Here is a 24,636-nt window from a genome sequence, read left to right as displayed (position 1 = left end):
GCGAGGACGCGGCCGCTCCCGCCGGGCCGGTGACGGAAAGGCCTCGCTCCGGCCCGGCGGAGTCCTTGACGAGCTCGACGAAGTCACCGCGCACGAAGCCGGGCACGAAGTGCGCCGGCCCGTCCGCCTTGACGTCGCCGAAGGTGGTGCTCGGGCGGTCCTGGATGCCCGTCGCCGAGGCGACGTCGGCCGGTCGGCCCGCTGCTGGGCTCTGCGGACCCTACGCTCGGCTGAAGCCGTGGCTGCGCTCCACCTTCGCCACGTGCAGCGTGTAGTTCTGGTACCACTCGGCCTGCCCGCGCTTCTGCGCCGCGCGGTGCTCGACGTTGGTCCGCCACTCCGTGAGGGCGTCGGCGTCGCGGAAGTATCCGACGGTGATGCCCAGGCCGCCGGGAGTCTGGGCGTGGTCCATCCCCAGGTACCCGGGGACGTCCTTCACCAGGTCTTCCATGCGGGCGTTGGTCTCGCTGTAACCGCCCTGCTCCTGGGTTCGCACTGTCGTGAAGACGGCCAGGTAGTAGGGGGGTTCATAGGCCTCGACGGGCGCGACAGGTGCTTCGGGGTGATCGCTCATGGCGCCACCGTAAGGCGGGATGCGCCGAACGATCCAGCTCTTTCCTGGACGGCGACGCGCATGGCGTCCTCGTCCCGGTGCCGGCTCCCGGGGGTGGCGGCGGGGGCGAAGGCGAGGGCGGTGTTGTGGCCGCCGAATCCGGCCGAGGTGCTCAGCACGAGGTGGAGGCGCTGGCGGCGGGGGCCGCCGTGGACCAGGTCGATCGCGCCGGTGTCCCGGTCGGGGACGGCGAACCCCGCGGTGGCGGGGACGAGTTGGTGCTGCACGGTGAGCACCGCCAGGGCGGCTTCGATGGCACCGGCGGCGCCCATCGTGTGGCCGAGCGCGCCCTTGGCGGAGGTGACGGACGGGGGGCGCCGGGCGAAGAGCCGGTCGATCAGGCGGGCCTCCGCGGAGTCGTTGAGCGGGGTGCTCGTGCCGTGGGCGTTGACGTGGTCGACGTCGTCGGGGCAGGCGCCGGCCTCGGCGAGGGCCAGCCGGGCGGCCGCTTCGAGTCCGCGGGCTTCCGGGTGCGGTGCGACGGGGTGGTAGGCGTCGGCGGCGGTTCCGCTGCCGACCAGCAGGGCTCTGGGCGTGGCCTGCCGGGACGTCGCGTCCGACCGGCGTTCCAGGACGAGGAAGCCCGCTCCCTCGCCGATGACGAAACCGTCGCGGTCCGCGTCGAACGGGCGGGAGGCGCGGGCGGGGTCGGTGGTGCGGGAGAGGGCCTTCATCCGGGCGAATCCGGCGACGCAGACCGGAGTGATCATGGCGTCGGTGCCGCCGGCCAGGGCGATGTCGCAGGCTCCGGTGCGGAGCAGCAGGGCTGCGGTGTGGATGGCGGCGGCCCCGGAGGCGCAGGCGGTGGCGGTGTGCAGCACCGGGCCCGTCGTGCCGAGCTCGATGGCGAGTTGAGCTGCTGCCATGTTCGGCAGGAAGGCGGGGAGCGCCAGTGCGGACACGGCGGAGGGGCCCAGGGTGCGGAGTCGTTCCGCCGCGTGTTCGTAGCTGCCGACTCCTCCGGCGGCGGAGCCGAGGACCAGGGCGACCCGGGCGCCGTCCCAGCGCGCGGGTTCGAGGCCCGCGTCGGCGACGGCCTCCCGCGCGGCGGCGATGGCGAAGCGGGTGGCGCGGTCCAGCCGCCAGGGCTGGCGGCCGCCGACCAGCGCCGCGGAGTCGCCGGGGACCCGGCAGGAGAGGACGACGGGGAGCCCGGCGAGCGCCGGGTCGGGTGCGGCCGTGCTGCGGGCGTCGAGGACGCCTCGCCAGGTCGGCTCCGCCCCGTGACCGGCCGGGGTGACCAGGCCGATCCCGGTGACGGCGAGCGGTGGGCGGGACGCGGTCATGCGGCTGGGCCGGGCGGCTGCTCGGGGCCGACGGACGGATCGAGCTGGACGGAGGCGACGGGCCTGACGGGCTGCGCGAGCAGGGCGTGGATGCGGTCGACGAGTTGGCCCACCGTCACGTCGGCGGCGGAGTCGAGGTCGTCGTCCAGGGCGACGCCCCAGTGTTCCTGGAGGGTGACGACGAGTTCGATCCGGGCGAGGGAGTCGAGGTCGAGCTCGTCGAGGGCGGCGTTGTCGCCGATCGTGCCGGAGGGGGTGTCGAACTTCTCGGTGAGCAGGGTGACCAGGTGCTCGCGGACGGGGTTCACGGTGGGCTGACCTCCTCGTGGTCGTGGTCGCGGTCGTGGCGCGGGGGCCGGGGTTCCGGGGCGGCCGTCCGTACGGGTGCGTCCGGCCACAGCAGGGTGGCGGAGGCCCAGGTGAGACCGCCGCCGAACGCGGTGAGCAGGGTCGGGGCGCCCGGGCGGCAGGCCCCTCGGGCGGCGGCGTCGGCGAGGGCGAGCGGTACGGAGGCGCCCGCCGTGTTGCCGACGTCGCGGATGTTGCCGAAGCGGTGCCGTGGCGCGATGCCGAGGCGGTCGGCGACGGCGTCCAGGATCCGCTGGTTGGCCTGGTGCCCGATGAAGGCCTGGACCTCGCGGGCCTGCCAGCCGGTCGCGGCCAGGACGGCCCCGGCGGAGGCGGCCATCCGGCGTACGGCGTGGGCGTAGACCTGGCGCCCGCGCATCCGGAAGTAGCGGTCGCCGCGCCCGGCGGCTTCGGTGGCGGGGAGTCGCGAGCCGGCTGCGGCCACGGTGATCAGGTCGTACTCGCCGCCGTCGCTGCCCCAGTCGGTCTCCAGCAGGGCCCCGGGTTCGGTGGTGTCCCCGGGGCGGAGCACCACCGCGGCGGCGGCGTCGCCGAAGAGCGGTGCGGTGTCGCGGTCGAAGGGGTCGACGATGGCCGAGTACTTCTCGGCCGCGACCACCAGGGGGGTGCGGCAGGCGCCGCTGCGGAGCAGGCCGGAGGCCGTGGCCAGGCCGTAGAGGAAGCCCGAGCAGACGGCCGCGAGGTCGAACGCGGGGACCGGTCCGAGGCCGAGGCGGTGGGCGACCTCCGGTGCGGTGGCCGGGCAGGGGCGGTCCGGCGTGGTGGTGGCCAGCAGGAGCAGGTCCGGGCGCAGGCCCGGGGAGCCGGTGGAGTCGATCGCGGCGCGCGCGGCGGCCGTGGCCAGGTCCCCGGTGCTGATGTCGGGTCCGGCCAGACGCCGGCGGTGGATGCCGGTCCGGCCGGTGATCCACTCGTCGGTGGTGTCCAGGCCGCCCCGGACGATGATCTGGCTGTTGGTCACCTCCTGGGGCGGGAGGCTGGAGCCGAGGCCGGCGATCACCGCCGTGGCACGGTGGCCGGGGGCGGCGACGAGGGGTGGGGAGGTCATGCCGCGGCGAACGGGGAGGGCGGCTTGGGGGTGCCCGCAAGGCCGCCGTCGGGGACCGAGAGGCCGCCGTCCAGGGCGATCGCCTGCCCGGTGAGGAAGGCGGAGGCGGGCGAGGCCAGGAACAGCGCCGCCGCGGCGACCTCCTCCAGTTCGGCCCAGCGCCCCATGGGCACGTGGGCCAGCAGCCAGTCGGTGAGCGCGGCGTTGGTGTGGACGGCGGCCGTCATGTCGGTGCGGACCCAGCCCGGGCACAGCGCGTTGACCCGGATCCCGCTGCGGGCCCAGCCGACCGCGAGACTGCGGGCGAGGGAGACCTGGGCGGCCTTGGTCGCGGCGTAGACCTCCATCATGGGCGTGCCGACCAGACCCGCGACCGAGGACATCAGCACCAGGCTGGCGCCGTCCGACCGCGCCAGGTACGGGTGGGCGTGTCGGCAGATCGCGGCGGTGGCGTTGAGGTTGACCGCGACCACCTCGTCCCAGACGTGCTGCGGGAGGTGCTGCAGCGGTGCGAGGAGTGTGCTGCCGTCGAGGTTGGTGGGCAGGATGCCGGCGTTGTGGACGACGATGTCGAGGCCGCCCAGGGCCTGGGCGGCCTGGTCGACGATGGCGGCCTGCCCGGTGTCGGCGAGGTCGCCGGGCACCAGGACGGGGGTGCCCCCGTAGCGGGCCACCTGGTCGGCGGTGTGCTTCAGCGCGGGCCCGGTGCGGGCGGAGAGGGCGAGCCGGGCCCCGGCCTGGGCGAGCGCGACGGCGACGGCCTGGCCGATGCCGCGCGAGGAGCCGGTCACCAAGGCGCGGCGGCCGTCGAGGCGGAAGCGGTTGAGGATGGTCATGGGGGTGTTCCTCCGGTTCCGGCGGGGCGTCAGTCGGTGGCGTTCCGGGCGGGGGTGTCCTGGACGGGGGTGTCCCGGGCCGGGGTTTTCGGGTCGCCGCTGTCCCGGACGGGCGCGCGCAGGGAGCGGGCGCCCGTCCAGGTGAGCAGGGCGCTGCCCCAGGTCAGACCGGCGCCGAAGACGCAGACGAGTACGCGGGCCCGGTCGGCCAGCAGGCCGCGGGCGGCGGCGTCGGCCAGCGCGAAGGGGGCGGAGGCCGCGCCGATGTTGCCCGTCAGGTCTCCGGTGATGTGCAGGCGTTCGGCCGGGATGCCGATCCGGTCCGCGACGGCGCGCAGGAGCAGCGGGTTGGGCTGGTGGGTGATGAAGGCGTCGATGTCCTTGAGGTCGAGGCCGTGGTCGGTGAGGGCCTGGTCGACGAGGTGGGGGAAGATCTCGGCGATGAAGTCGCGCACGACCCGGCCGTCCATGTGGATGTGATGCAGCCCGGCGTTCAGGCTCTCGGGGCCGGCGGGTATCCGGCTGCCGCCGGCGGGGATCAGCACGTGGTGCGCGCCGCGGCCGTCCGAGCCGAGGCGGAAGCCGTGGAAGCCCGCGTCGTCGTGGACGGGGCCCAGGACGGCTGCGGCGGCGCCGTCGGCGAAGAGGACGGCGGTGCCGCGGTGGGCGGGGTCGACGAACTTCGAGTAGGCCTCGACGCCGACGACCGCCGCGTACCGGGTGCCGGGGGTCGTGGCCAGCCAGGCGTGCGCGACCTTGGCCGCGAACAGCCAGCCGGAGCAGGCCGCGCTGACGTCGAGTGCGACGGCGTTGGCGGCGCCGGTGAGGGCCTGGACGCGGCAGGCGGTGGCCGGCCCGAGTTCGTCGGGCGTGGAGGTCGCCGCGACGACGAGGTCGAGCCGCTCCGGCGGGATGCCGGCGGCCTCGCAGGCGGCCAGTACGGCGGCCGCTGCCAGGTCCGAGGCGGCCTCGTCGGGTGCGGCCCGATGCCGTTCGACCACGCCGGTGCGCTCCGTGATCCAGGTGGCCGAGACACCGGCGGGCGGGCCGACCTCGTGGTTGCCCCGGACCTCGGCGGGCAGGTAGGTGCCCATGCCCAGGACGCCGGTCATGGGGGGCTTCCTTCGGTTCACGACGTGCTCCCGGTGCGATCGGAGGAGCTGGCGGGGGTGCCGGCGGGGGTGCTGGCGGAGGCGCCGTGGGCGGCCAGGAGCGCGGCGGCGTAGTCGGGCTCGTCGAGGGTGGTACGGGCGAAGCCCGCCCCGGGGTCGAGGGCGGCCACGATGTCCGGCAGGGCCTGACGCAACCGGTCGCACAGGGCGTCCATGGCGGCGGGCAGGGCGCGTACGGCCGAGGGGGTGAGCACGCCGGTCGCCAGCAGGGGACCGGCCAGGCGCCGGGCCTGGCGCAGGCCGTCGAGCGCGGCGAGTTCGGCCGCCCGCGGAACGGGCCACCCCCGCCCGTGCGCGGCGTTCCCCTCCACCGCGGCCTCGGCCGCGAGCCGGCGGGCCTGGACGTCCCCCAGCTCCAGGGCGTCCTCCAGCAGCGGGTTCCACACCTCCAGGTCTCGCCGGAGCGAGCCGTGGAGCGCCTCGGTACGGGCCGACGCCGCGGCGGCGAGGTCGTCGGCGAGCCGGTCCTGCAGCGCGGTGACGACCGCGGGCCACCACGCCGCGCCGGTCGGGTCGGCCGAAGACAGGCCCGGGTCGGCCGAAAACGGGCCCTGGTCGGCCGGGAACCGGCCCGGACCGGCCCTCCGCCGATCGGGGCGTGCCCGCTCCTCGGCGAGGGCGCGGCCCGCGTCGAGCAGGATGAGGGTGTTGTCGCCGCCCGCGTTGTCGAAGGCGCGGGCGAAGCCGAGGTAGCCCGGCAGCCGGTTGTGGTCGAAGAGGCCCGACACCCCGCAGCAGTGCTGGAGGGAGTCGACGAGCTCCGCCACGGCCCGGGTGCTGTGCGCCTTGTGGAGGGCGAGCGAGCGGTCGACCGCGGCCCAGGGGGAGAAGGTCATCGCCGTGCCCGGCCCGCCGGAGGGGCTTGCGGCGCGCAGGTCCGCCCACGCGGACAGGGCCGCCCGGGCCGTGCAGCGCAGGGAGAAGGCGGCGGCCAGCGCTCCGACGACGGCGTGCTGCTGGGTGCGGTACTCCAGGACCGGGCTTCCGGGCGCCAGCCGGCCGTGCGAGCGGCGGCCCGCGCTGAACCGCCAGGCCATCGCCGCGCTGCGGCCCGCCAGGCCCGCCATCGCGGACGGCAGGGTGGCCCACAGCCCCTGGCCGCAGCTCAGGGTCCGCTGGAGACGGGCGTCGGCGCTCGGCTGCGGGTCGTGCAGCACGCCCGTGGCGTCGATCCCGGCCCCGTCCGCCAGCCAGCGGTCGTACGGGATCCGGGCGCCGTGGAACCGGACGAGGCCGTAGGGCAGCGGGAGCGCGCCCACCGGGAGCGGGCCGGAGACGGACACGCCCGGTGCCGGGCGGCCGTCGGCCCCCGTGATGTCGACGAGGAAGGAGAACACTCCCCCGTCCCGGGCGCCCGTCAGCAGCCGTGCGCAGACCACCGCCTGCTGGGGCAGGCCGAACGCCGCGACGGAGGAGAACTTCGCGGCCCGGTGGTCCGGGGTGTGCAGCGTGAACGCGCGGTGGGCCGGGTCGAACCGGGCCTCGGTGCGGATCCCGAGGTGGCTGCCGGCGTCGCCGATCTCGGTGACCAGGAAGGAGCCCTTGGTGCGTGCGTGCGCGAGTGCGCCGTCCGGGTCCGCGGCCTTGCCGCCCAGGAGGACCAGCGAGCCGACGCACAGGGTGTAGTGGGAGAGGAAGGTCTGATAGAGCGATGGATCCGCCAGTGCCGTCGCCTCGCTGAGCGCGGCCAGCAGTTCCGCGTCGGCGACCACCTCGGCCGCCGGCGGCAGCGAGGCCGCCAGGCGGGCCAGCCGCCGGTGCGCGCTGACGTCCGTGCGCAGGGCCGCCGCCCCGTGTTCGGCCCGGTGGTCCGCCAGGAGCTGTCCGAACTCCGAGGCCCGCCAGGGAGGGAGCAGCGCCGAGAGGCGGGTCAGGACGTCGATCGCGCCGGCCTCCTCGCCGGGCCTCCGTGCGGTGTTCAAGAGTCCCCCCGTGCGGCCGTCGTGGTCGGGTGGTGGTGCGACGTGCCCTCCCCCGGCGCGGCGGGAGGCGGGCAGGAGCACGGGGGCGGCAGCGGCGCCCGGGGGCCGGTCGGCCACCGGCCGTCGGCGACCGGCGCGAGCGCGTCCTGCCGCGGGTCGATCCTGCGCACGCTGTTCGTCAGCGTGCTGCCGGTGCCCGCCTCGACGACCAGCGAGGCGTCCGCCATCGACGCGCCGAACACCGCGGGCAGGTCGAAAGACCTGACCAGGCACGCGGACAGGGCGCTCGGCAGATCGCTGTCCGCGCGGTAGAACCGGCCGGCCACCGCCGAGTACACCGGTCGGCGCGGCGGGGACAGGCGCAGCCGCCGGGCGAAGTGCGCGAACGCACCGGCCTCGTGGACGAGAGCCGGGTGGTGGCTCATGAACGGGAGCCGCAGCCGCTGCGCCCCCACGCCGTGCGCCGTCGCCGACCGTTCGACGACGGCGAGCCCGTCGAGCGGGCCGGAGACCACCGTCTCCCCGCCGTGGTTGACGCAGGCCACCACCACGCCCGTGCCCGGCCCGGCGGCCGCGAGCAGCCGGCGGGTGGTGGCCGGGCCCGCGCCCAGCAGCGTCATGCCGCCGCCGTGGCCGGTCAGCAACTGCCCGAGCCGGCAGGCCAGACGGGCCCCGTCGGCGACCGAGCAGCATCCGGCCGCGGTCAGCGCGGGGATCTCGCCGAAGCTGACCGCCAGGAGACGGTGCGCCCGGCAGCCGTCGGCTTCGAGTGCGCGGTGCACCGCCAACGACACACCGAACAGCGCGAGTTGCACGGTCCCGGCCGGCTCGGCGGCCAGCGCGCCGGTGCTGGGCGGGGAGTCGCCTGTCAGGTGGGATCCACCACCCGAACGGGAGCCGCCGGTCAGGTGGGAGCCGCCTGCCAGCCGGGGGCCGATCGGCGCCACCCCGAACTCGGCGGCGACCACGTCGGCCTCCTCGAAGACCTCGGCGACCGCGCGTGCCAGCGACCCGACGCGGGAAAGCGTCCGCAACAGCGGGGTCAGACTGAAATCCCCCTGCCCGGGGAACATGTGAACGAACTTTCCGGTGGCCGTGGGACTCTGCGGACGCTGCGGGCCGGACATCACGGATTCCGCCTCCACCCTGGGGCACGTTCGAAGAAACGCCCCGACGTCACCGATGGTGGGGTCTTCGGCCGCCCTCGCGGGGCTTTTTCGACGGCCGGCCCGTCAAGCTTTTCCGGGCGTCAACTTCCAAGTAATTATCTAGAGTTGAGAATCACATCCGGGGTTTCCGGCGGCACTGCGAGCGGATAGCATGGCGGGATGTGCGCAGCGCGACCGCGTACCGCGGAGGCCGGACCGGGCCGCCGTGAGCGCGGCGTCGACGACCCGCCGGGAGAGACATGGCCGTCCGCCGTGTGCCGAACGCCCGCCTTCGCGAACTCCTCGAAGAAGCCCGATGGACCGGAGAGCAACTGGCCCGGGCCGTCAATCAGATCGGCGCCGAATCCGGATGGGCCCGGGCCTACGGGCGCGCCTCGGTGCACCAGTGGCTCACCGGAGCCGTTCCCCGCAAGCCCGCCCCCCACCTCGTCTGCGCGGCGCTGGGCCGTCGGCTCCGACGGCCCGTCACCCTGGCCGACGCCGGATTCGGAGACCCGCCGCCGGACACCCCGGTGCCGGGCACCCCGGCGCCGGATTCCCCGGCGGTGCTCGCGCGGCTCGCGGCGGCGGCCGTCGCACCCGATCGCCACGGGAGCCTCCTCTCCTACCAGCCGCCGCCCGCCCCGTCCGGAAGCCCGATCGACCTGCCCGAAGGCCTGGCCGAACGCCCGACCGACCCGTCGGTACCCGCGGGCGCAATGGCGCCCCCGGCCCAGCCGGACGCGCTCGCCCTGCTGCTGCCCGTCTTCTCCGCGATCGACCGCGTCCACGGCGGAGGCCAGGCCCGCACCGCACTCGCCGCGTTCCTCGCGACCACGGCGGCGCCCATGCTCGCCGCACCCGCCCCGCCCGTCCGGCACTTCGGCATCCTCGGAGCCACTGCCCGGCTGTGCTACCTGTGCGCCTTCATGCACGTCGACGACGACCTCAACGGCCTCGCCGGCCAGTACTACCGCCTCGCCCTCGACCTGGCCCGGCACGCCGGCGACACGGCCGCCCAGGCGATGACCCTGCGCGCCATGGCCACCCAGACCTACGAACTCGGCCACCGGCGCCAGAGCCTGCGCCTGGCGCAAGCCGCCGCCGACTGCCGCATCAGCTCCTCGGCGCCGCGGCTGCGCGCCTCCGTCCTGGGGCAACTCGCCCTGTCCGAGGCCGCCGTCGGCGATCGGACGGCCGCGCTGCGCCACATCGGCGACGCCCGCGAGCTCCTCACGAACGCCACGGGCCCGCCACCGCCGATCGGCGACTACCACCGCGCCTCGTGGGACCACCAGCGGGCCCTCGTCGGAGTCGAACTCGGCGATCCCGCCGGGGCGATCAAGCTCCTGGAGGTGTCCGCCGCCCGCAGGCCCCGGGGCGAGTCCCGCTCCCGTGCCGTCATCCTCAGCAGGCTGGCCGAGCGCCAGCTGGCGGCCGGACACATCGAATCCGCCTGCGCCACCTGGCACGAGTTCCTCGACGTCTACCCGCTGCTGGCCTCCCGCCGGGCCCACCTGGCCAGGGCGCGGATGCCCGGGCTCCTGCTCCCCCACCGCCGACGGCCTGCCGCGGACCACCTCATCCAACGGGCCACCGCCCTGGGGCGTGCCTGACGATGCGCACACGCGGTAGCGGGGCGAGCCGGCTCCCCGTCAGGACCGGCGCGGAGTCCGCGCGAGGACGTCGGTCGCGACCTCCGTGACCGTACGGTGGTAGGCCACACTCACCGGCCCCAGGCCGCCGATCGCCCCGACCACGGCGTCCGTCGCGTCCACAGCGCCCTCGGCAGCCCGCAGCGGGGTGATCACACCGACGGTCGCCGCCGCCGCGATCTCCTCCGGCCGCAGGGCGTTCAGACCGTTGAACGCCACGAACGCGCCGGAGCGGATCGGCGCCGCCAGGGTGCTGCCGGCGGAGACCAGCACCAGGTCGCTGGACTCCGCCACCGCACGGACGGCGCGCCGCCGGTCGGAGGAGCGGTAGCACCACTGATCGGGGTGCTGGCCTCGAAGGAGCGGGAACCGCGCGCGCAGCACCCCGAGGATCTCCGCAACCTCCTCGACCGGTGAGCACGGGTGCTGGACGAAGGACAGCCGCTCGGGATCGACGGACCGCAGGGCCTGCGCCCCGGCCGCGTCGGGCACCCGGATCCGCCCCGCCTGCTGCGCGGCCGGGCCGGCCGGGGCGAGACCGCCGCCGCCGAGCACGAGGACCGTGTCCCCGCGAGCCTCGTACTGCCGGACGGCGGCCCACGTCGCGGCCGCCCGCGGGCACTCGGCCTGCCCCGCAGCGTCTGCGGACGGGGCACGCCGGTTCAGGGGCTGGGGCGGGACGACCGGGGTCGGCCCGCACGCGGGCGCCGACGCGCAGACGATCAGCCGCCTGGTCCGCACCGTGGCCGACCAGACGCGGACGGCCTCCGCCGCCACCGCCTCCTGGCGGGCCGGAGCGATCACGGCGATCCCCACCACGGCCCCGTCCAGGTCGATGTAGGTCGTGGCGAACAGCCGCCCGCCCCGGCCCGTCGGCAGGATCCCGCCGGCATCGATCCGGGAGGCGAAACCGCGCTCGTGGAGCCACCCGGCCACGAGCGGAGCCGCCGGGCAGGTCACCGGTCCGCGCGTCGGATGGACGTAGCCGGACAAGACGGTGATCGGACCGTCAGGGCCCGATGCCACGTCGGACTGCTCCGTCAACCGGGACCGGTTCATGCCGGCTCCTCCCCAGGGTGGATGGCCACGTCGTTCGGCTCCGGCGAAGATCCCGGATGCCGTTGGTGATCTTCCGAGTGTGCCCGGTGAAGCCGCGTCGGCGAGGGGGACAGCGCCGTGGACAACGGTGTCGCCGGCGGGTGTCCGGGAGGCGCAGCCGGCGGCGGAGCCGGAGCGGGCGGCGGGCCGGATGTGAAAGTCGGATTCTCCATGAATCCGACCGAAGGTTCGCCGTATACGAATGGAAGTCGCATTGTCCTGGCGGCCGGACGGCCGGAATCCACTCCACCCCACCATGGTTCACCAGCGACAGCATTAACCTGAACGCCGCATTCGGACAAGCGGCCGAGTCGACCGAGTGGGCCGCGAATTCCCTTGCGGTGGAGACGAGTTGAACGAAGATCCGACCGGTCGCGCCGGGCGCCCGGGCGCATCTCCGGAGTTCGGGGCACGGGTACGGTGCGCACGCGAATAGTCCAGCCTGCGACGGCCTGCGTGGCGCGATGCCACCGGCGCTGGAATATTGCTAGAAGTGACGGCAGTCACACGCAATGGAGTTCGATGTGCGCTTCGCGACACGCGATGTCCGCCGCTCGGTCATCGTCAGCCTCATGGGTACCACGCTCGTCTGGTACGACTTCTTCCTCTACGTCAACGCTTCGGTGCTGGTCTTCAAGCACCAGTTCTTCCCCTACCTCTCGCCCTTCGCGGCGACCCTCACCGGCATCGGCCTCTACGGGGCCGCGCTGGTGGCACGGCCGGTCGGCGGCGCGCTCTTCGGGCACCTCGGCGACCGCCACGGCAGGCGCCCCGCCCTGGTCGGCGCGCTGTTGCTGACCGGGGCCTCCACCGGCCTGGTCGGGCTGCTGCCCGGCTACGGCCAGATCGGCTTCGCCTCCCCGCTCCTGCTGGTCACGCTGCGCCTGCTCCAGGGGCTCGGCCTGGGCGGCGCGTGGGGGGCGGCCACCGTCGTCGCGCACGAGTGCGCCGAGCCGGGTCGCCGGGGGCTGGTGTCGAGCTGGGCCCAGATCGGCGCGCCGGCGGGCAACCTGCTGGCGTTCGGCGCCATGACGGCGGTCTCCGGTGCGCTGACACCCGCACAGTTCATGACCTGGGGCTGGCGACTGCCCTTCCTGCTCTCCGCCGTGCTGGTGGTGGTGGGGCTGTGGGCCCGGGCGCGGATCGAGGAGACCCCCGCCTTCCGAACGCTCGCCCTCACCGGCGCCCGCAGCAGGCGGCCGGTCGTCGAACTGATCGCCCGGCACCGCAGGCAGTTGCTCGTCACCACGGCGATCACCGCCGGAGCCGACGTCGTGCTCTTCGGCTTCTCGTTCAACTACGTCCTCACCCTGCTGCGCGTCGCCGGCCTGTCGCTCAACGCTCTGATCGCGCTCTCGCTCCTCGCCCCGCTCGCGCTGATCGCCCTGATCCCGTTCTTCGGCGCGCTGTCCGACCGCTACGGGAGACGGCGGGTCTGCCTGGCTGGGACCATCACCATGGCGCTCTGGGCCGCCGCGTTCGCGCCCCTGCTGCGCTTCGGCTCTCCCCCGGTCCTGGTGCTCGCCTACCTGCTGTCGCTGGTGGGCTTCGCCGCGATGTACGCCCCCCAGGCGGCCCTGGTCTCCGAGCTCTTCCCGAGCCGCGTGCGCCTGAGCGGGACCGCCGTCGGCTACCAGTTGGGCGGGCTCCTCGGCGGCACCCTCGCCACCTACCTGACCGCCGAGGCCACCGACTGGTTCAAGTCCCCGGCCGTGACCCCGCTCTACGTCCTCGCCGTCCTGGTGGTCAGCGGGACGGCGCTCCTCACCCTCGCGCGCCACGGCGAGGACGACGGCTCCCCCGCGGCGGCCGGGCCCTCACCGTCGGGCTCCGGGTTCCCCACCCCGTCGAGCCGTCCCACAGCACCGGCCCCCGGACTCCCCGGGTGAGCCGGCCCGCAGCACCACCGGGTTCCCCCACCCCAAGAAAGGCACGACCCCATGAAACACCCCATCGGTATCGCGGCCGCCGCCCTCGCGGCCGGCACCCTGGTCGGCGGACTGCTCGTGTTCGACACCTCCGCCGCCGGAGTACCCCAGGTCATCACCTGCGAGGACAGCTTCACGATGACCTTCAGCTCCGGCCTCACGCTCGTCCCCCAGGACAACATCACGGCCACCCTCGGCAGCCCCAAACTGCTCAACTGCACCGGTGACGCCCCCATCACCCAGGCCGACTACGTGGGGACCGGCCTCGGCAACGGCGTGACCTGCGCGGCCGGCGACTACCAGAACGCGCCCGGCACCCTGCAGCGCGTCACCTGGGAGACCGCGAACGGCCAGCCCACCACGGAGGACCCGGGCACCACCGACTTCACCTGGGACATGCAGCCGATCCAGGACCTGCTCAAGTCGAGCAACCCCCTCAGCGGCGGCATCACCGCGGGCCGCTACAAGGGCGCCACCTGGACGGTGGTCCTCGACCCGGTCAAGTCCAACATCGACCTCACGGCCTGTAACACCCCGACCGGTCTGAAGTCGATGACGCTGGACGGGACGGTCACCATCACGCTGCCCACCGGCACGCAGTCCCCCACGCCGACACCGACCTCCACATCCAGCCCGACCGCCACATCCAGCCCGACTGCCACATCCAGCCCGACCGCCACCGCCACCCCCACGTCCACCGCCACGCCTACGGTCACCCCCACCCCCACCCCCACCGCCAGGCCCATGCCCGTCGTCCCCTTCGTCCCCGCACAGGACGCCTGATCGCGGACGAGCGCCCCACCACCGCGCTCCCGCAAGCCCCGCCCCTCGCTGCGGAGCGGGCGGTGCCCGGCGGGCTCGGGCCGGGCGGCACGAACCTCCTGGACCCGGCCTGACGCAATGCCGGGCCCCGACGCCGACCAAGCCGGCGTCGGGGCCCGGCCCGCCGGTCCAGGGCCTGTCCGGCACGATCCGCCGGACAGACCCCCTAATAGGTGAGGGTGATGCAGCCGCTGCCGCCCGCGGTGCCCTCGGTGCCGTCCTCGCCGGGGGTCTGGGGGTTGTCGAAGTTGCCGACGTAGTCCTGGCCGTCGCCGCCGTCGCCGCCGTCCCCTCCGTCGCCGGTGCCCACGGGGCAGGCGGCCGACGCAGGAGCCCCCGCCACACCGCCTTCGCCCCCCTCGCCTCCCGTGCTGCCGGGGACGGTGTCGCCGACGGTGGCCGGTGTCACGTCAGCGCCTTCCTCCCCGACGGCTCCGAGCTCACCGTCGGATCCGCCTGCGCCGCTGGGCCGGCCGCCCGCGCAGGCGGAGGCGGTCCCTCCGCCGTGGCCGCCCTCGCCCCGGGCGCCGCCGAGCACGCTGCCCGCGCCGCCGCCGCCGGGGCGTGACCCGCCGTCCACGAGTGCCAGGACGACTCCGCCGCCGGTGAGGGTGGACCGGCCGCCGGCGCCCCCGTCACCGCCCCCATCGCCCGGGTCGGCCTCCTCACCGCTGGCACCTCCCGCTCCACCGGCTCCGCCGGTGCCGACGGCCAGGGTCAGCACCTCGCCGGGGGTGACGGCCAGGGTGCAGGTGACCCGGGCGCCTCCCCCGCCGCCGCCTCCCGCTCCTCCGCCGCCGCCGCTCTTGAAGAGGCCGGTGCCGCCTCCTCCGCCCCCGCCGCCTCCACCGGCCCCCGCTGCGACGAGGGTGACGGTGATGCCGGTGACACCGTCCGGGACGGTGAACGTGGCGTCGGTGATGAAGGTCCGGGTGGTCGCGTCCCGGGCGAGAGCGGTCACGCCGACGGGCAGGACCAGCACCCCCGCAAGGCATCCGGACCTGAGGGCGGCGCGCACCCTTCGGGGGCGGGCGGGTCTCGCACGGGCTCCGGCCGCCACCCCATGGTCGTAGCTCATGCTCAAACAGTGCTGTGGCCGCGGTTGTCCCGCGACACCGGAGAGTGGATCGGGTGACCCGGCCCGGCCGCGGCGGGGCGCCGACGGCAACCACCTGGCCGCCCGTCCCGCTGTCCGGGTGAGACACGGAGTGCGCCGGCAGCGCACGAATGCCGATTGGTCGAACACGGACGATTCTTGGCGGCAAGGCACGACGCCGATGGACAGAGAGAAGGACGACTGATGAGACGTTTGATGGTGGCGGCCCTCGCGGGCGGGTTGCTGTCGGTGGCGATCCCCGGCGTGGCCGGGACCGCGCAGGCGACGGAGGTCCTGGACAACCTGACCTGTACAGGGCCGGTGACGCTGACGTTCCAGAACCCGCTGACCAACGCGGTGGTATCGAACTCGTACACGGTCAGCGGCAGCCTCAACGACTGTTACAGCGCCGCCGGGACCAACTCGAACGTCGATCACGGCACGATCTCCTCGGTCGGCACCGGGACGTTCTCCTGCCAGGGCTACCACCCCTTCTCCGGAGTGGCGATCTTCACCTGGTACGACGTCGGCAACAAGGTGCTCGGCCAGACCACCGTCTCCTTCAAGGGCGGGGAGAAGGGCAACTCGGGCAGCAGCGAGGCGACCAACGACGAAACCGGCGTCACGGACGTGACCAGTACCCTCCTGCCCCTCAACAGCTACCAGGGCAGCTTCGACATCAGCAACATCACCGGCTCCTGTGACACCGGGGTGACGGCCCTGACCGGGAACCACGAGGTGGACTTCAGCCTCGCCTCGCTCTGAGCGGCACGGCACGACCTCTCGCGTCGGCACCGGGTACCGTCCGGTACCCGGTGCCGGCCCGCCCGGCCGTCAGCACCTCCCCGGCGACCACCGGCCGGTGCCGTCACCGCATGAGGCCGAAGGCTGAATCCGCCGTGAAGTTCCCACCCCGCCAAGCGCGTTGACCGATCCGCGACACAACCCTGTGTCAGGGTACGAACCATCGGGCTGGAAGCCCACCTCACCGCTACGTGCCGTTGGAGGCGCAGACATGGTCGATGGAATCCGCGAAGAGGACGAGTCCGGCAGGCCGGGGGCAACGCCGGTGGCACGCCGAAGCCTCCTCAGGGCCGCAGGACTGGGCGCAGCCGTGGTGGGCCTGGGCGGAGCCGTGCCGGCGGCAGCCGCAGCCGAGGACCGGTCCGTGGCCCCCGTGGGTGCCACTCGTCAGCCGGACGCGCTGAACAGCGTGAACCTGTACTGCTCGGCGGACGCGGGCACCTACATGGGCGGCGGGACGGCCACCGTGCAGGTCACGGTCGGCAACTTCAGCGGCACCGCGGCCACCGGACCGGTGTCATTGAAGGTCATCACCCCGTTCTACGCCAACGTCGCGGCGCTGCCGTCCGTCAGCGGCGGCACCTCCCGCTGGCTGTACCAGAACAGCGCGCCCAACGTGCCCTCCGTCATCCAGGTCTCGTTCAACGGCTTCCCGGCGAACACGGCCCTGACCGTGCCCGTCACCTTCACCCTGCTGCCCGGCGCCCCCAACATCCCCCCGATCGGCCGGGCCATCTTCACCACCGACGCGAACAACACCACCGACATGGACAGCGATCTGACCCGCAACGTGTGGGAGTTCGGCTTCGTCCGCTCCAGCCTGGCCGCCCCGCCCCCCGGCAACGCCAACCTCTACTTCACCTCCCCGCAGCTCCCCCTGATCGCCGGAGGGGCGTCGGCCGAGATCCCGTTCCATTTCTTCAACGGCGCCGGCACCCTGTTCGACGGCACCCAGAACCCCGCGGACTTCACCTTCTCCACCCCCTTCTACACCCAGATCCCCACCGACGGCCGCCCGCCCGGCCTCACCACGCTCTACCAGAACAACGACCCCGCCATCCCCTCCGTCTACCAGCTCTCCGTCCCCCCGGGGCTCGGCGCCCTCGGGCCGCAGACCCCCGCCACCATCGGCATCCCCTACCTGATGCAGAGCGGCGGCCCGCGGGAGTACACCGTCTCCTCCGCCATGATCACCCCCACCGGCGGCGACACCCAGGGCGACCTCTCCATCGCCCACCACCACTTCGGCATGGTCTCCGTCGTCGACACCGCCGTGTAGCCCGGTCGGAGCACCGGTACTGCTCCTGGTGTCCCGCGCCGGATCCCCGGCGCGGGACACCGGTGCGCCGGGGCCGCTCCGCACACCGCCGGGCGCCCGGCCCACCCGGAACCCACTCGTACGCTCACTCCACCGCTTCCAGGCCCGCCAACGGCCCCGGCCGGGGCCCGCTCGGCGCCGCCGGCCGCCGCAAGCGCGGTGCCCACCAGTTGAGTTCGCCGAGCAGGCGCATGGTGGCGGGGACCAGCAGCATGCGCACCACGGTGGCGTCGACGGCCACGGCCACCAGGACACCGAGGGCGATCTCCTTCACGGTGGCGACGGGGCTGGTCGCGAAGGCCCCGGCGACCAGCACGATCAGGGCCGCCGCGGCCGAGATCAGCCCGCCGGTGCGCCCGAGGCCGGTCACCACGGCGCTCGCGTTGTCCATCCCGCCGCGGTGGAGCTCGCGGATCTGCGCGATCAGGAAGAGCTCGTAGTCGACGGAGAGCGAGAAGACGAACATCAGCATGATGGCGGCCTCCAACACGCCGACGTACCCGGTGGGTTGAAGACCCAGCAGCCGGGCGCCGTGGCCGTCCTGAACGGTCCAGGTGACGGCCGCGAAGGCGATGCCGAGGGACATCGTCGTGGTGATGACCGCCTTGAGCGGGACCAGCAGCGACCGGAAGGCCAGGAAGAGCAGGCCGAGCGTGACCACCAGCAGGTACCCGACCAGCGCCGGGAGCCTGCCCTTCACCGTGTCCAGGACGTCGACGTTGGCCGCGGCCGGTCCGCCGACCAGGACCCGGCCGCCGTCGGGCGGGTCGAGCGCCCGCACGGCGCGCACCAGTCGCTCGGCGGCGGGAGCGTCCGGAACCGTGTCGGTGGCGACGGTCAGCAGCGCGCTGTGCGCGGTGGTGACGCGCAGCCGGACGTCCTGGGCGCCCGGCAGTCCGGCGAGCCGCTGCTGCCAGCGGGCCAGCGCGGCCTTGCCCGGCTCGCCGCTGATGTCGTCCCGCAGGTGGGCGACGACCTGGAGTTGGTCGAGCCCGGCCGCCGGGAAGTCCGCGTGCAGCAGCTCCTGTGCTCTGCGGCTGTCCGCCCCGGCGGGCAGGGTCCGCTGATCGCTCGCGGCGAGGTGCAGACTGACGACCGGGAGGCTCAGCACGGCGATCACCGCGACGGCGGCGGTGAGCCAGGCCCACGGGTGCGTGACGGCGCTCCGGCCGAGCCGGTACCAGAATCCCGCCTCCTCGCCCTCCGCCCAGGCACGTCCGAGACCGGCCCGCCCGAAGCCGGGCAACCGCACGCACCCGGCCTCGACACGCGGGCCGAGCACGGCCAGCACGGCGGGCAGCATGGTGAGGCTGGCGGCGCCGGCCAGCGCGACGGTGACGGCGGCGCCGATGCCGAGGGAGCGGGTGATGGGGAACGGAAGCAGGGTCAGGCCCAGGACGGCGAGCGAGATGGCCGTCGCGGAGTACAGCACGGTGTGCCCGGCGGAGGCCATGGTGGCGGCGACGGCCCGGTGCGGGTCGCCCCGGTGGCGCAGCTCGCGCCGGAAGCGGACGACGACGAACAGGGCGTAGTCGACGGACAGCCCGAGAGCGATCATGACGACGACGTTGCGGGTGATGTAGCTGACCGGCACCAGGGGGGCGAGCACGCGCAGCACCGCGAAGGACATCGCGAGGCTCGCGCCGGCCACGGCCAGCGGCAGCAGGGCCGCGGCGAGGCTGCCGAAGAAGAGCAGCAGCAGCAGGAACAGCAGGGGGAAGACGTAGAGCTCGGCGTGGGTGAGGTCCTCGTCGACGGTGCGGTCCAGGTCTGCCTGGAGCGGTACCTGCCCGGTGTAGGAGACGGCGAGCCCGTCGGGGTGCAGCAGCCGGCGCAGCCGATCGTAGGAGGCGGTCCTGGCCTGGTCGCCGGTGCCGGCCAGTCCGACGACCACGCAGGCCTCGTGCCCGTCGGCGGAGACGAGATCCCGCGTGCCGGTGTTCCAGTAGTGCTGGGCACCCGTCAGCACGGTCCTGGGCACCGCGGCGAGCGCGGACCGCACGGCTTCGCCGAACTCCAGGTCGTCCACGGTGAGGGTCTCGCTGCGGAAGACCACGATCGTGCTGGTGCCGCCCGCGTTGTAGTGGTGTTCGATGGCTTCGAGCGCCCGGCCGGACTCGGCCCCGGGGTTGGTGAAGCCGCCGTGGGACAGCCGTGCGGGCAGCCCGGCCCCGGCGACCGCGGCGACGGCCAGCAGCAGGGCGGTGGTCCACAGCACCGCCCAGCGGTGGCGGGCGACGAGTGCGCCGAGGCGGGCCCCGGTGGCGCCGGGCGGCGCCGGGGTGGTTCGGACCATGCCTGCCCTGGGGTCAGTCCCGGCGCAGGGCGAGGACGACATTGTGGCCTCCAAAGCCGAAGGAGTGGCTGACCGCCGCGTCGATGCGCTGCCGGCGCGCCGTCCCGGTGACGCAGTCGATGTCGAACTCGGCGATGTCGGGGGTGAGGTTGGCGATCGGCGGTACCAGCCCGCGTTCGACGGTCAGCACGGTGAGCGCCGCCTCGATCGCGCCGGCCGCGCCGAGGCTGTGGCCGAGCACGCCCTTGGGGGCGGTGACGCTGGGCCGGTGCGGCAGGACGCGGGCGATCAGGCCGGCTTCGGCGGCGTCGTTGAGCGGGGTGGAGGTGCCGTGGGCGTTGACGTGGCCGATGTCGCCGGCGCCCAGGCCCGCACTGCGCAGCGCCGTACGCAGCGCCTGCTCGGCACCGGCGGCGCCCTGGGGCGGCGCGGTCGGGTGGTAGGCGTCGTTGCTGGCGCCGTGTCCGGCGAGCACGGCGCGCGCCGGGGCACCGCGCGCCTTCGCGTCCGCGGCGCGCTCCAGGACGAGCACGGCGGCGCCCTCGGCCAGGACGAAGCCGTCCCGGTCGGCGGCGAACGGCCGGGAGGCGCCCGGTACGTCGTGCCCGCGCGCCGACAGGGTGCCCATCCGGTGGAACCCGGTCGCCACCAGCGGGCTGAGGGCGGCTTCGGCGCCACCGGCCAGGACGAGGTCGCAGGACCCGGCGACCAGCAGGTCGTGGGCGATGGACAGGGCCGTGGCACCGGAGGCGCAGGCGGTGGCGCAGGCGAGCGTGGGGCCGCGCGCGCCGAACTCCTGGGCCACCTCGCCGACGGCCATGTTGCCGATGACCATCGGGATCAGCGTCGGCGAGACGTGGGCCGGCCCGCGCTGATGGAGTCGGCGCAGCTGGTCCTCCCAGTGCGGCGCGCCGCCGAAGCCCACCCCGAGCACGACGGCGACCCGGGCGCCGTCCCACCCGCCGGTGTCCAGTCCCGCGTTCTGGACGGCCTCCCGGGCCGCGAGCAGCGCGAGCTTGCTGAACCGCCCGATCCGCCAGGCCTTCTTGCGCCCGACCGCCGTGTCCAGGTCCATGGTGGGGATGCGGCAGGAGAACGTCACCGGGGCGGCGTCGAGGTCCGGGTCCGGTGACGCGGTGGGTGCGCCGGCGCAGACCCGCTGCCAGGTGTCCTCGGCGCCGATCCCGGCCGGGGTGACGAGCCCCAGGCCGGTGACGGCGATCTCGGGGCGGTTCACGCGACGGGTTCGGTCGCGTCGCCGAGTCGGGCCTGGACGATCCGGGCGACGTCGATGAGCGTACTCTGCCGGTCGGCGTCCTCCTGGCTGATCAGGATGCCGAACTCGTCCTGGAGCACGAAGGCGAATTCGGCCAGCGCGAGCGAGTCGACGTCCATCTCCTCGAAGGTGGCGTCGGGGCCGATGACGTCGGCGGATACGCCGAACCGCTCGACGAGCAGGGTCTGGGCGGTGTCGCAGACGTCGTCCACGGAGAGCGTCGTGTCCATGGTGGTTCCTTTCCGGAGTGTGAGGGGGGCGGGCTCAGCCGCCGGTGGTGCGGTGGTGACGGGTCAGCTCGGCCATGGCCTGGTCGAACGTGGTGGGTGGCTCGAAGCCGAGGTCGCGCCGGGCCGCCGTGAGGTCGAACCAGTGCGGCCGGGTGAGCTGGTGGAGCAGGAATCGGCTGAGGCCGTGGTCGGTGTGACGGCGGAGCACCGTCGTGGTGGCGTCGGCCAGGACGGCGGCGGCCAGCGCGACGGGGTAGGGCACCGGGCGCCAGCTCGCGCGGCGTCCGGCTGCGGCGAGGAGCCTGGTCACCACCTCGCGCAGGGGCCGCGGTTCGCCCTGGGCGACGAAGTAGGCCCGCCCGGCCGCCGGGTGGCCCGGTCGCAGCCGGTCCAGCGCGAGCAGGTGGGCGTGGGCCGCGGTGGCGAGGTGGCAGGTGTCGACGAGGTTGGTGCCGCGGCCCGGCATCAGCAGTCGCCCGGCTTCGGTCGCCCGCAGCAGGGCGGGCAGGAAGTGCGGGTCGCCGGGCCCCCAGATCAGGTGGGGGCGCAGCACCGTGGTCGCCAGGTCCGGGCCGTTGGCGGCGAGGACGGCCGCCTCGGCCTCGGCCTTGGTGCGGGGGTAGGCGGCCGAGTGGCTCCGGGGCCCGGGCAGGGACTCGTCCCCTCCCATGACGCCTTCGGGGGTGAAGGCCACGCTGGCAGTGGAGGTATAGACCAGCTGGCCGATACCGAGGGCGCGGCAGGCGGTCAGGACGTGCCGGGTGCCGTCGACGTTGACCGCGCGGTACGGCTGCTCGGGCCCCCGGACCCCGGCCAGGGCCGCGTTGTGGATCACCGCCTCGCACCCGGCGAGGGCTCGCCGGACCGTATCCGGGTCGGCGATGTCGCCCAGGTGCTGACGGACCCCGAGCCGCTCCAGCTCCGGACTCCAGCGGCGGTTCAGCGAGACCGCCGCGTCGCCGCGCCCGGTGAGGCGACGGCACAGCTCCAGACCGAGGAAGCCGCTGCCCCCGGTGACCAGGACCCTCATCGCCCGCCTTCCGGCACGGCGCCCGGGCCTCGTCGGCGCAGCTGTCGGCGGGCCCAGCGGGCGAGGCGGTCGCGGTCGACGCGCGAGTTGTGCCTCGGGTCGGTGGGCAGCCGGCGGTGGACCAGCACGGTGGCGATCCGGTGGCCGCCCGGCACCGCCGACAGGGCGTGCCGAAGCCCCTGGACGACGGCCGTCGCCGAGTTGGCCGACGATGGCGCCAACTCCACGCACAGCACCGGCCGTTGACGGCCTGCGGGCCCGAGGCCGATCAGTGCGGTGCGGCCGATGCCGGGCACCGCGTCGGCGATCCGCTCGACCACGGCGGTGTCGAGCGCGAACCCGGCTCCGTGCACCCGGTGTGCTGAGCGCCCGAGGAACCACAGCCGACCGCTCTCGTCGAGCCAGCCGAGATCGCCGGTGCGGTGCAGCACGTCCTCGCCGGCGCCGACCTTGGCGGCCGCGTTCGCTCCCGGGCGGGCGTGGTAGGCCCGGCTGACCTGCGGGCCGCCGACCGTGATCTCTCCGTAACTCCCCTGTGGCATCGGCCGGTTGTACGACACGGGGCCGGCCGGCACCAGGACGTGGGCCTCGATGCCGGGCACCGGGCGGCCCAGGCAGACCCCGCGGTGGGCGTGCAGCGGTTCCGCGTGCGCGGCGGCCAGTTCGGCGCTGTCGATCACACTGACCGGCAGGCATTCGGTGGCGCCGTACGCGCTGAGCAGCGTCGCCTCCTCCGGCAGCGCCCGGCGCAGCGCACGCACCAGCCGTTCGGACGGCGGGGCACCGAAGGAACAGGCCAGCCGCACCGGGGCGAGCGACAGACGGCCCTGCTCGCACTCCCCGGCCAGGGCCCGCAGCACCGCCGGGGAGGCGCACACCACCGAGGTGAAGTGCTCGGTGACGGCGCGCGCCAGGTCGGCGCCCCGGGTGCGGGCCGGTCTGAGGTGGTCGATGGCCGGGACGACGGTGGTGGCGCCGGTGGCGGGCCCGAACAGGGCGAAGGGCAGGAACCCGGCGAGCAGCACCTCACCGGGGCCCAGCCCCAGCAGCCCGGCGATCGAGCGGACCTGGGCGGCCAGCTGCCGGTGCTCGTACTCCACGCCCTTGGGCACTCCGGTGGAGCCGGAGGTGAAGGCGATCAGCGCGAGCGAGGCGGCGGGCGGCGGACTCGGCCACGGCGGCTCCGACCGCTCCAGCTCCGACTCCGACCCCGGCTCCGGTCGGCGCGCGCGCCACGCGCGGCCCGTGAGCAGCGAGACGGTGACGTGCGGGCGGGCCCAGCCGAGCAGCAGCCGGGCCAGCTGGGCGAGCGGGTCGCCGATGAACACCTCGGGCCGCGTCTCGTCCAGACAGGCCCGCAGCGCCGGACGGGGCAGCGCCGGGTCGATCAGCACCGGCACCGCACCGAGGGCGAGCAGCCCGTACACGGTGGTCACCAGGTCGTACGGGTCGCGGGCCATCACCACGGCCTTCTGCCCGGCGCCGGCGCCCGCCTCGCGCAGTTCGCGGATGCGCGCCCGGCAGGCGGCCTCCAGCGTCGCGAAGTCGACGGTGTGCCAACGGCCGCGCGGGGCGGGCCAGACGAGCGCGGCGCGGTCCGGTTGCAGGCCGGCCCAGCCGGCCAGGTGGGCGGCGAGCGTCTCCGGCCAGGCGTCCCGCGCCTCGGTCGCCCCGGGGGCCGCGCTCACCACCGCAGGGCCATGACGCCGAGGCTGGTGCCGCTGGCCAGGCCGAGGATCCCCACCAGATCGCCCTCGTGCAGCCGGCCCTGCTCCTGCGCGAGCGCCAGTTGCAGCGGGATGGTGGCGGTGGCGACGTTGCCGTAGTGGGGGAAGGTGGGGATCACGGCCTCGACGGGGATGCCGGCGCTGGAGCAGAGGTCGCGGGTCATGGCCGCCGAGGGCTGGTGGACGCAGAACAGCGCACAGTCGGCCACGGAGCCGACCAGTTCGCCCGCAGCCTTGAAGGCCTGTTCCCGCAGCTCGGCGAAGGAGGCCGTCAACGCGGCGTCGTCGACCTCCAACTCATGCATCCGGCCGGTGGTGTACGGGCTGCGCAGCACCGCGCTCGGCCAGGCGGCGGGGTTGGCGAAGAAGCGGCTGCCGAGGATGCCGGGGCGTTCGCTCGCCTCCACCAGCACGGCCGCCCCCATGTCGCCCAGCGTGAGACTGGCCAGCGCCGATGCGAGCCGACCGCGGTCCGGAACGCGCCAGCGGGTGATCCGGCTGGGTGTCTCCCCGGTGACCACCAGCACCCGCCGGTAGGAACCGAGCCTGATCAGCGCGTCCACGCTCTCCAGGGCGCTGAGCACGCCGTTGCAGGCGTTCATCAGATCGAAGACCGGTGCCGTGACGCCGAGTTCGGCGGCCACCACGTTCGCGGTCGCCGGCTCGTCGAGGTCTTTGTTGATCCCGGTGTAGACGAGCAGATCGATGGCCTCGGGCGGGAGGCCGGCGTCGCGCAGGACGGCGGCACCCGCCCGGGCCGCCAGGTCCGAGGGCATTTCCTCCGGCGCCGCCACGCACCGCTCGCGCAGCCCGAACATGTGCTCCAGCAGTCCCGCCGGCAGCGCGGCCCCGGGGCTCTGGCGGCGCAGCTCCTCCTCGATCTCGCGGGAACTCTGGCGGGCCTCGGGGACGTGGACCCGCACGTGACTGATCCTGCTGTGGGGCGAGGGCATGGGCACCTT

The 24,636-nt window shown here is 74.7% G+C and carries 21 protein-coding genes; 5 read left to right on the top strand and 16 right to left on the bottom strand.

The features are described 5' to 3' along the window. Positions 1–220: 220 nt before the first annotated feature. The 8 genes from ACIQVZ_RS25720 to ACIQVZ_RS25685 are packed head-to-tail and all read right to left on the bottom strand — an operon-like array spanning position 221 to position 8,280. Positions 221–574, bottom strand: a complete 354-nt coding sequence (locus tag ACIQVZ_RS25720) for an antibiotic biosynthesis monooxygenase family protein (RefSeq protein WP_402453114.1) — start codon at positions 572–574, stop codon at positions 221–223. Further along, positions 571–1,899 carry a beta-ketoacyl-[acyl-carrier-protein] synthase family protein gene (locus ACIQVZ_RS25715; RefSeq protein WP_402453113.1) on the bottom strand — a complete coding sequence of 443 codons (1,329 nt, stop codon included), beginning with the start codon at positions 1,897–1,899 and terminating at the stop codon, positions 571–573. The genes ACIQVZ_RS25720 and ACIQVZ_RS25715 overlap by 4 nt, the downstream gene beginning before the upstream one ends. Beyond that, a complete protein-coding gene (locus tag ACIQVZ_RS25710) occupies positions 1,896–2,207 on the bottom strand; it encodes an acyl carrier protein (RefSeq protein ID WP_350876172.1) in 312 nt (103 codons plus the stop codon). Before ACIQVZ_RS25710 ends, ACIQVZ_RS25715 begins: the two co-directional genes overlap by 4 nt. Next, the gene (locus ACIQVZ_RS25705) at positions 2,204–3,316 is read right to left on the bottom strand and encodes a beta-ketoacyl-ACP synthase 3 (protein WP_402453111.1); all 1,113 of its coding nucleotides are present in this window, start codon (positions 3,314–3,316) and stop codon (positions 2,204–2,206) included. Before ACIQVZ_RS25705 ends, ACIQVZ_RS25710 begins: the two co-directional genes overlap by 4 nt. Further along, positions 3,313–4,152 carry an SDR family NAD(P)-dependent oxidoreductase gene (locus ACIQVZ_RS25700; RefSeq protein ID WP_350876168.1) on the bottom strand — a complete coding sequence of 280 codons (840 nt, stop codon included), beginning with the start codon at positions 4,150–4,152 and terminating at the stop codon, positions 3,313–3,315. Before ACIQVZ_RS25700 ends, ACIQVZ_RS25705 begins: the two co-directional genes overlap by 4 nt. Before the next feature lie 29 nt (positions 4,153–4,181). Then, entirely contained in the window at positions 4,182–5,264 is a 1,083-nt protein-coding gene (locus ACIQVZ_RS25695; RefSeq protein WP_402453110.1) for a 3-oxoacyl-ACP synthase III family protein, read from the bottom strand. A 17-nt stretch (positions 5,265–5,281) separates the two neighbouring features. Continuing rightward, positions 5,282–7,246 carry a hypothetical protein gene (locus ACIQVZ_RS25690; RefSeq protein WP_402453108.1) on the bottom strand — a complete coding sequence of 655 codons (1,965 nt, stop codon included), beginning with the start codon at positions 7,244–7,246 and terminating at the stop codon, positions 5,282–5,284. After that, the gene (locus tag ACIQVZ_RS25685; RefSeq protein ID WP_402453107.1) at positions 7,243–8,280 is read right to left on the bottom strand and encodes an ACP S-malonyltransferase; all 1,038 of its coding nucleotides are present in this window, start codon (positions 8,278–8,280) and stop codon (positions 7,243–7,245) included. The genes ACIQVZ_RS25690 and ACIQVZ_RS25685 overlap by 4 nt, the downstream gene beginning before the upstream one ends. A gap of 374 nt (positions 8,281–8,654) precedes the next feature. Between ACIQVZ_RS25685 and ACIQVZ_RS25680 the strand changes: the two genes are divergently transcribed. After that, positions 8,655–10,010, top strand: a complete 1,356-nt coding sequence (locus ACIQVZ_RS25680) for a tol-pal system YbgF family protein (protein WP_402453106.1) — start codon at positions 8,655–8,657, stop codon at positions 10,008–10,010. A 39-nt stretch (positions 10,011–10,049) separates the two neighbouring features. Here the strand turns inward: ACIQVZ_RS25680 and ACIQVZ_RS25675 are convergent, their stop codons facing one another. Continuing rightward, the gene (locus tag ACIQVZ_RS25675; RefSeq protein WP_402453104.1) at positions 10,050–11,042 is read right to left on the bottom strand and encodes a hypothetical protein; all 993 of its coding nucleotides are present in this window, start codon (positions 11,040–11,042) and stop codon (positions 10,050–10,052) included. Between the two features lie 677 nt (positions 11,043–11,719). On the opposite strand from ACIQVZ_RS25675, the gene ACIQVZ_RS25670 reads away from it, so the two are divergent. Next, positions 11,720–13,036 (top strand): MFS transporter, encoded by a 1,317-nt coding sequence (locus ACIQVZ_RS25670; protein WP_402453103.1) that lies wholly within the window; start codon positions 11,720–11,722, stop codon positions 13,034–13,036. 51 nt (positions 13,037–13,087) lie between these two features. Next, complete coding sequence (locus ACIQVZ_RS25665; protein WP_402453101.1) at positions 13,088–13,858, top strand: hypothetical protein; 771 nt, start codon at positions 13,088–13,090, stop codon at positions 13,856–13,858. A 205-nt stretch (positions 13,859–14,063) separates the two neighbouring features. Here the strand turns inward: ACIQVZ_RS25665 and ACIQVZ_RS25660 are convergent, their stop codons facing one another. Beyond that, on the bottom strand, positions 14,064–14,975 hold the full coding sequence (locus ACIQVZ_RS25660) for a hypothetical protein (RefSeq protein WP_402453099.1): 912 nt from the start codon (positions 14,973–14,975) through the stop codon (positions 14,064–14,066). Between the two features lie 222 nt (positions 14,976–15,197). Here ACIQVZ_RS25660 and ACIQVZ_RS25655 point away from each other — a divergent pair, with 222 nt between their 5' ends. Further along, positions 15,198–15,758, top strand: a complete 561-nt coding sequence (locus tag ACIQVZ_RS25655; protein ID WP_350876150.1) for a hypothetical protein — start codon at positions 15,198–15,200, stop codon at positions 15,756–15,758. A gap of 412 nt (positions 15,759–16,170) precedes the next feature. Then, the gene (locus ACIQVZ_RS25650; RefSeq protein WP_402453097.1) at positions 16,171–17,076 is read left to right on the top strand and encodes a hypothetical protein; all 906 of its coding nucleotides are present in this window, start codon (positions 16,171–16,173) and stop codon (positions 17,074–17,076) included. A gap of 124 nt (positions 17,077–17,200) precedes the next feature. On the opposite strand, the gene ACIQVZ_RS25645 is transcribed toward ACIQVZ_RS25650, so the two are convergent. The 6 genes from ACIQVZ_RS25645 to ACIQVZ_RS25620 are packed head-to-tail and all read right to left on the bottom strand — an operon-like array spanning position 17,201 to position 24,627. Continuing rightward, positions 17,201–19,411: an MMPL family transporter gene (locus tag ACIQVZ_RS25645; protein ID WP_402453096.1), complete on the bottom strand. Its 2,211-nt coding sequence runs from the start codon at positions 19,409–19,411 to the stop codon at positions 17,201–17,203. Positions 19,412–19,424: 13 nt separating this feature from the next. After that, positions 19,425–20,648, bottom strand: coding sequence for a beta-ketoacyl-[acyl-carrier-protein] synthase family protein (locus tag ACIQVZ_RS25640; protein ID WP_402453095.1), 1,224 nt, complete (start codon positions 20,646–20,648; stop codon positions 19,425–19,427). Further along, positions 20,645–20,917, bottom strand: coding sequence for an acyl carrier protein (locus tag ACIQVZ_RS25635; RefSeq protein WP_402453094.1), 273 nt, complete (start codon positions 20,915–20,917; stop codon positions 20,645–20,647). Before ACIQVZ_RS25635 ends, ACIQVZ_RS25640 begins: the two co-directional genes overlap by 4 nt. Positions 20,918–20,951: 34 nt before the next feature. Further along, complete coding sequence (locus ACIQVZ_RS25630; RefSeq protein WP_402453093.1) at positions 20,952–21,947, bottom strand: NAD-dependent epimerase/dehydratase family protein; 996 nt, start codon at positions 21,945–21,947, stop codon at positions 20,952–20,954. Continuing rightward, positions 21,944–23,635 (bottom strand): AMP-binding protein, encoded by a 1,692-nt coding sequence (locus ACIQVZ_RS25625; protein ID WP_402453092.1) that lies wholly within the window; start codon positions 23,633–23,635, stop codon positions 21,944–21,946. Before ACIQVZ_RS25625 ends, ACIQVZ_RS25630 begins: the two co-directional genes overlap by 4 nt. After that, positions 23,632–24,627: a 3-oxoacyl-[acyl-carrier-protein] synthase III C-terminal domain-containing protein gene (locus ACIQVZ_RS25620; RefSeq protein ID WP_350876135.1), complete on the bottom strand. Its 996-nt coding sequence runs from the start codon at positions 24,625–24,627 to the stop codon at positions 23,632–23,634. Before ACIQVZ_RS25620 ends, ACIQVZ_RS25625 begins: the two co-directional genes overlap by 4 nt. Between the last annotated feature and the right edge of the window lie 9 nt (positions 24,628–24,636).

The organism is Kitasatospora sp. NPDC098663, assembly GCF_044760075.1.
In the GTDB taxonomy this organism is placed as follows: Bacteria; Actinomycetota; Actinomycetes; order Streptomycetales; family Streptomycetaceae; genus Kitasatospora.
Note: the sequence above shows the minus strand (reverse complement) of the source record. Positions and strands in the feature narration are given on the sequence as shown.